Below are 5,448 nucleotides of genomic sequence, written 5' to 3'. Positions count from 1 at the left end.
CCCGCGGGCGGAGTGTCGGCGGCGGGGGCGGGCTCGGCCAGGGTGCCGGTCCGGGCCGCCTGGGCCTTGGCGGTACGGGCCGCCTCCGCCGGGGGAAGGCCCTCGGCCGTCAGGCGGCACATCTCCCGCACCATCGCGACGTCCTCGGCCGTCCACCGCCGGTGCCGTCCCTCGACCCTGGTCGCAGGGCCCAGCCCGTAGCGGCGGTCCCACGAGCGCAGCGTCGTGGGCGAGATGCCGAGCCTGCGCGCGAGCACCCCGGTCGTCACGCCGGCCCCGACCACGCCGGGTTCCTCGTGCGCGTCCATCCCTGTGCCTCCAGCGCCGTAGCCGATGTCCCGGGCCTCGGGGCATGAGAGGTATTCCCCGTACCACGGGTGTTCGGATGCGCGCCTCGACGACACCCCGGGGGCGGCAGCGGTACTCCCCCGGCCGGGCGCCCAGGCCACCGGCCCGCCCGCGCAGCCACCCCACCACCGGCCGGGATCAGGCGGACGGTTCCATCACGCGCCGCAGCGAGTGCAGGGCCCGGCGGATATGACTCTTCACCGTGCCCAGGGGCAGTCCCGTCTGCTCGGCGATCTGCGTCTGGGTCATGTCGCCGTAGACGGCCATGCCCAGCAGCCGCCGTTGCACCGGTGTCAGGTGCTGGAGTTTCTGCAGGACGAGGACCCGGTCGACGGCGGCCTGGCTCTCGTCGACCCCCCAGTGCCGTACGGCCTCCTCCTGCCGTGCCGCGGACATGCCCTCGATGTCGGCACGGCGAGCCCGTGCCGCGTGCGCGTCCGCGATCGCGTGGCGTGTGATGCCGACGAGCCATCCGCCCAGGGCTCCGCGCTCCGGCCGGTACCGCGCGCGTCCCCGCCAGGCGGCGAGGAAGACCTGCTGGGTGACGTCCTCGGCGTCCCGCGGATCGTTCAGGGAGCGCCGCGCCAGGGTGTACACGAGGGAGCCCCACCGCCGGTACGCGAGGGCGACCGCCTCCTCGTCCCCGGCGTGGAACCGGCGGGCGATTTCGGTGTCGTCGCCGCTCTCCTCGTACGGCGGGAGCGGGCCGGGCACCCGGTCGGGGCCGGGGTCGCGCGGACGCGTGCGCTCCACGTCGGCGCTCAGGTACGTGTCGGGCCGGGCAGTGGCCATCATGAGCTCCGAGGTCGAAGGACTACGACACGACGACCGTCCGTCGAAACGATGCGCTCCCGCAACGTGCAGCGTTAGCGCATCGAAACGAGGGATTCGTTGAACCCCCGAAAGAATCTGCATCCTCCGCCGAGACGCGCGCCGAAGACCTCGTGCTCTCACTCACAGGGAGTGGGCCGTTCGAAGGGACCGCCAGTCATGATCTCCCGCACCCCCGTCGCCGCAGCGGCTTCTCTCGGTCTGTGCGCGCTCGCCCTGGGCGGCGCCGCGACCGCGGCCGCCGCCGAAAACGACGACCAGGCCATGGTCTCCGTCTTCCACGCCGTACCCGGCCTCGACGTCGACGTGTACGCCAACGGCGACGAACTGATTCCCGACTTCAAACCGGGCACGCTCACCGACCCGCAGCCCCTTCCCGCCGGCTCGTACGACCTGAAGGTGTTCAAGGCCGGCGCGGACCCGAAGGGCAAGCCCGCGATCCAGAAGACGGTCGAGGTCCCCGCCGGGGCCAACGCGACCGTCGTGGCCCATCTGAACGCCGACGGCGCACCGCAGTTGGACGCCTTCGTGAACGACACCTCCGATGTGGCCGCGGGGAAGGCCCGGTTGACGGTCCGTCATGTCGCGGCGGCTCCGGCCGTCGACGTCCGGGCGGGCGGCACACCGATCTTCAAGGACCTCGTCAACCCGAAGGAGGACACGGCGACCGTGGACGCCGGCACGGTCTCGGCGGACGTCGTGCTCGCCGGCACCGACGACGTCGCCATCGGTCCCGCCGACCTCAACCTCAAGGAGGGCACCGCCAACGTCGTCTACGCCTGGGGCAGCGCCAAGGACAAGAACCTCGCCCTGAAGGTGCAGACCCTGACCGGCATGCACTCCGCTCCCTCGGGCGTGAACGCCGGTGCGACCAACGACCCCGACGCTTGGCCGGCGTACGCCGCCGGGTTCGGCCTCCTCGGCCTCGCCGGCGCGCTCACCGCCCGCCGTGTGGTGTCCCGCGGCAGCCGTGCCTGACACCGGGCCGGCCCCGTGGCTCCGGCGGCGACTGCGGACAGCGGTGACCGTGCTGCTGGCGGTGTCCGGAGCCACGGTGCTGGCACTGGCGCCGTCCCGCGAGAGCCTGCCGCCGACCGCGGACTTCGACGCCCGGACGGCCGCGTCGCCCCCCGCGGCCCCGCCCGTCCGGGCGGAGGACACCGGCTCGCCGACGACGACGCCGTCGGCGAGCCCCGTCTCCTCCGCCGCCGTCCCCAGGTGGCTCGACATCGAACGCGTCGGTCTCCGCGCCGCGATCGAGCCCCGTGGCATCGCCGCGGACGGCAGCGCCGACATCCCCGAGGATCCGGAGAAGGTCGGCTGGTACCGCTTCGGCCCCGCGCCGGGGGAACCGTCCGGTTCCGCCGTCATGGTGGGACACGTGGACTCCCGCACGGGCGACCTGGGTGCCTTCGCCGCCCTCTTCGACGTCCGCGCGGGCGACGAGGTGACCGTACGGCGGGCTGCCGCGCCGCCGGTCACCTACCGGGTCGTCGCCCGCGCGCGCGTCGACAAGGACCGGCTGCCCGCCTCGGCGTTCGCCAGGACGGGCCGACCGGTCCTCACGATGATCACCTGTGCGCCTCCGTTCGACGCGGAACGAGGCGGCTACCAGCGGAACTTGGTGGTGACGGCGATCCCGGCCGCCCCCACCGGATGAGTCCGGCCCCGGCCGTCCCTCTTCCGCCTACGCTGCTGTCCATGCCCGACGCCGAGGAGCCCCTGACCGAACGGCGGCCGACCGCCGCCCCGGCGCACGCCGGGAGCAGCGCCGAGGGCGAGAGAACAGCCGAGGACGGTGGCACGGCCGACGGTGAGGAGACGATCGAGGGCGGGATGACGGCCGACTGCGGGGAGGAGGCCGGAGGCGGGGAGACGGTCGACGCCAGAGTGACGGTCGACGCCGGAGTGACGGTCGACAGCGGGATGGCGGTCGACAGCGGGGAGGCGGTCGCCGTCGCGGAGACCGTCGGCGGCGAGGGAACCGTCGGCACGCAGCGGAAGGGCCCGCGGTCGCGGCTCCCCCGTCCGACCGCCCTCGCCGCTCCGACCGCCCGTACGAGGGGAGGTGGAGCATGGCGCAGCACCTGGACCCCGACGAGCTGACCGACCTCGCCCTCGGGGCCGACGCCCGCCGCACCCCGCGCCGGCGGGACCATCTGGCCGAGTGCCCGCGGTGCCGCGACGAACTCGACCGGCTGCGGCGCGTGGTCCGTGCCGCCCGGGACGTGTCGACCGACGACTTCCTGACCGCACCGCCCGACACGGTGTGGCACTCGATCGCAGCGCGACTGGACGCGGACACGGCCCCGCAGCGGCCGACGGGGAGGGACGACACTCCGGCGGTCCTGGGCGGACCCGGCGCACCTGACGTATCCGACCTCCACGACGTACCTGGGGGTCGCCATGGACCCGACGAACTCGGCGTATTCGGCGAACTCGGCGGACCCGCCGGTACCGGCAGTAACGACGCACCCGGCGGCGGCGACGCACCCGGCAGCCGCGACGTACCCGGCGGTAACGGGAGTGGTGGTCTCGGCCGCGGTCGTGCGTGGTTGCGCCGCCCCGCCCTGCTGATCGCCGCCGCGAGCCTCGTCGTGGGGGCGCTGCTGGGCAGTGCCGTCACCGCGTGGCGACTCGACGACGGTACGCCGACGGCCGAGGCGAGCCCGGCGAACCGCCTCGCCCCGCTGGCCGTCCCCCGCGCGGCCGGGACGGTACGCCTGGTGCGCGGCCCCGAGGCCGAACGCGAGGTCACCGTGACCGTCACCGGCCTGCCCCGCACGGACGGCTACTACGAGGTGTGGCTCATGGACCGGACCCACACGCGGCTCGTCGCCATGGGCGTTCTCGGCCCCGACGGCACCGCCACCCTGCCGCTCCCCACTCGGATCGACCTCGGCCGCTACCCCTTGATCGACGTGTCGGCGCAGGAGGACGACGGAAACCCGGCCCACTCCGGTACGAGCGTCGTACGCGGCACCCTCCCCGGCTGACCGGCCCCGCCCGGATCGGACGCGGCCCCGCCGCCCTCAGTCGCGGCGGGGCGGGCCCCAGATCATGATCTCGGTGGCGGGGAGGCGCTCCGCGAAACGGCCGTCGGGGGACGACTCGCGCAGCAGCGCGCGCAGGTCCCGTTCGAAGTCGGGCAGCTCGTCGCCGAAGAGGTGGGGCGCGGAGTCGGAGCGGGAGAACGCCCAGGCGACGAGGTCGTCGGCGGTACGGTCGACCACCTGCCCGGCGGGTACGACGAGACGCCGGACGTGGGCGAAGCCGGCCCGCTCCAGGACGAGGTCCTCGCGGCCGGGCGTGCCGTCGACGAGGAGTCCCTGCCCCGCGCGGCGCACCGGGCCGAGGCGGCGGCGCACGAGGGCGGCGATCCGGTCGTACGGGGGCGGGACCGACGGGGGCGGCGGTGCCGTCGGCGGGTTCTTCAGCTCGCTCAGGTGGACGAACGCGCCGTCCGGTGCCAGCATCTCCCGCACGGTGGCGGCGACGCGGTCGCGCTCCGTCCAGTGGAACGACTGTGCGAACACCACCACCCGGAACTCCCCCAGCCCGGCGGGCAGGTCCTCGGCGCGGGCAGCCACCCAGCGGGCGTTGGTCACACCCCGACGCCCGGCCTGCCGCTCCGCCTCGGCCAGCATGTCCGTGTCCGGGTCGACGCCGACCGCCTCGGCGACGTACGGGGCCATCGGGAGCAACACGATGCCGGGACCGCAGCCGACGTCGAGGAGTCGGCCGGTGCCGTCCAGGCCGAGAGTCTCGGCCAGGGCTTCGGCGAAGCCGGGGGCGTAGGGAAGCCGCCCTCGCGCGTAGTGGGCCGCGCTGCCCCGGAAGAGGCTGCTGTCCCACTGCCATCCGTCAGACATCCGGTGTCCCTCATCCCGCCGGCGCGGGCCCGAGGGGGCGCGCCCGGCCCTCGTCGGCCTCACCGGCCCGCGTCGACTTTCGCCGGCCCGCGTCGGTCCTTGGGAAGCCATGTGAACCCTTGCCGGCTCCTGCCGGCCCTCGCCGACCCTCGCCAGCCCTCGTCGGCGCGGCCCAAGCTACCCGCCGACCCGGCGGACGCGCCGGTCAACAACCGCCGCCTGGGCGCCAAAGGCAAAGGCGCGCCGCCCACTCGCGCCCTCCGGACCGCACGGTCGCCGCCTCACCGAGCCTTGGCCGCACCGCCGGACACCCGCTTCACGGCCCTCACCGCACGACGGCCCTCACCGCACGACGGCCTTCCCGCACGACGGCCTTCCGCCTGACCGCCTGACCGCC

7 protein-coding genes are annotated in these 5,448 nt (G+C 74.8%); 4 read left to right on the top strand and 3 right to left on the bottom strand.

The window, feature by feature from the left end; genetic code table 11:
• Nucleotides 1–308, bottom strand: a 308-nt coding sequence (locus AOK15_RS25980) for a MerR family transcriptional regulator (RefSeq protein WP_157870371.1), incomplete at its 3' end; no start/stop codon positions are given.
• A gap of 178 nt (nucleotides 309–486) precedes the next feature.
• Nucleotides 487–1,143, bottom strand: coding sequence for a sigma-70 family RNA polymerase sigma factor (locus AOK15_RS25975; protein ID WP_240508595.1), 657 nt, complete (start codon nucleotides 1,141–1,143; stop codon nucleotides 487–489).
• Between the two features lie 195 nt (nucleotides 1,144–1,338).
• Here AOK15_RS25975 and AOK15_RS25970 point away from each other — a divergent pair, with 195 nt between their 5' ends.
• The 4 genes from AOK15_RS25970 to AOK15_RS25955 are packed head-to-tail and all read left to right on the top strand — an operon-like array spanning nucleotide 1,339 to nucleotide 4,175.
• Nucleotides 1,339–2,157, top strand: coding sequence for a DUF4397 domain-containing protein (locus tag AOK15_RS25970; protein WP_055520779.1), 819 nt, complete (start codon nucleotides 1,339–1,341; stop codon nucleotides 2,155–2,157).
• Nucleotides 2,150–2,839 carry a class F sortase gene (locus AOK15_RS25965; RefSeq protein WP_055520778.1) on the top strand — a complete coding sequence of 230 codons (690 nt, stop codon included), beginning with the start codon at nucleotides 2,150–2,152 and terminating at the stop codon, nucleotides 2,837–2,839. The genes AOK15_RS25970 and AOK15_RS25965 overlap by 8 nt, the downstream gene beginning before the upstream one ends.
• Nucleotides 2,840–2,880: 41 nt before the next feature.
• Complete coding sequence (locus tag AOK15_RS25960; protein ID WP_055520777.1) at nucleotides 2,881–3,285, top strand: hypothetical protein; 405 nt, start codon at nucleotides 2,881–2,883, stop codon at nucleotides 3,283–3,285.
• Nucleotides 3,255–4,175, top strand: a complete 921-nt coding sequence (locus tag AOK15_RS25955; protein WP_055520776.1) for an anti-sigma factor — start codon at nucleotides 3,255–3,257, stop codon at nucleotides 4,173–4,175. The genes AOK15_RS25960 and AOK15_RS25955 overlap by 31 nt, the downstream gene beginning before the upstream one ends.
• Before the next feature lie 36 nt (nucleotides 4,176–4,211).
• Here the strand turns inward: AOK15_RS25955 and AOK15_RS25950 are convergent, their stop codons facing one another.
• Nucleotides 4,212–5,051 carry a class I SAM-dependent methyltransferase gene (locus AOK15_RS25950; protein WP_055520775.1) on the bottom strand — a complete coding sequence of 280 codons (840 nt, stop codon included), beginning with the start codon at nucleotides 5,049–5,051 and terminating at the stop codon, nucleotides 4,212–4,214.
• Between the last annotated feature and the right edge of the window lie 397 nt (nucleotides 5,052–5,448).

Source organism: Streptomyces ossamyceticus (assembly GCF_001418475.1).
Taxonomy (GTDB): domain Bacteria; phylum Actinomycetota; class Actinomycetes; order Streptomycetales; family Streptomycetaceae; genus Streptomyces; species Streptomyces ossamyceticus.
This window is presented reverse-complemented; position numbering and strand designations above follow the sequence as displayed.

Excerpts from the sequence above, each read along its gene's own strand:
- AOK15_RS25955 (WP_055520776.1), top strand. The coding sequence starts at position 3,255 with ATGGCGCAGCACCTGGACCCCGACGAGCTGACCGACCTCGCCCTCGGG.
- AOK15_RS25950 (WP_055520775.1), bottom strand. The coding sequence starts at position 5,051 with ATGTCTGACGGATGGCAGTGGGACAGCAGCCTCTTCCGGGGCAGCGCG.
- AOK15_RS25970 (WP_055520779.1), top strand. The coding sequence starts at position 1,339 with ATGATCTCCCGCACCCCCGTCGCCGCAGCGGCTTCTCTCGGTCTGTGC.
- AOK15_RS25960 (WP_055520777.1), top strand. The coding sequence starts at position 2,881 with ATGCCCGACGCCGAGGAGCCCCTGACCGAACGGCGGCCGACCGCCGCC.
- AOK15_RS25975 (WP_240508595.1), bottom strand. The coding sequence starts at position 1,143 with ATGATGGCCACTGCCCGGCCCGACACGTACCTGAGCGCCGACGTGGAG.